Source organism: Pseudomonas gebzensis, from assembly GCF_034427815.1.
Lineage (GTDB): Bacteria > Pseudomonadota > Gammaproteobacteria > Pseudomonadales > Pseudomonadaceae > Aquipseudomonas.
Genome location: NZ_JAXQNS010000047.1, coordinates 1 through 457 on the forward strand (window position 1 = coordinate 1; position 457 = coordinate 457).

Annotated in this window: 1 protein-coding gene; it reads left to right on the forward strand. The window is 59.5% G+C overall.

Annotated features, from left to right (window positions below; all coding sequences use genetic code 11):
- Positions 1-457: immunoglobulin-like domain-containing protein (locus SJI00_RS22405; RefSeq protein WP_322463863.1), on the forward strand; the 457-nt coding region annotated here is incomplete at both ends.

A 457-nucleotide genomic window follows, 5' to 3' on the forward strand; every position in this document is an offset into this window, starting at 1 on the left:
TACGGTCGATACTTCGACCGTGACTCTGACCGCCACTCCATCGGTCGCAGAGGGTGGTTCAATCGTTTACACCGCCTCCGTGAGCGCGCCGGTCACCAATACCCCGGTCACCGTGAAACTCGCCAACGGCGAAACCATCACTATTGCAGTGGGCCAGAGCTCCGGGACAGTCACGACGGCGGTCAGCAACGACGTCTACGTCGGCCATGACTCGGTCAGCAACAGCATCGCCACCGTTACAGGCGGCAACTATGAAAGCCTGGTGGCTAACCAAACTTCAGTAACTACTGCGGTGACTGATACGGTCGATACTTCGACCGTGACCCTGACCGCCACACCATCGGTGGTCGAAGGCGGCTCCATCGTCTACACCGCTTCCGTGAGCGCGCCGGTCACCAATGCCCCGGTCACTGTGAAACTCGCCAACGGCGAAACCATCACTATTGCAGTGGGCCAA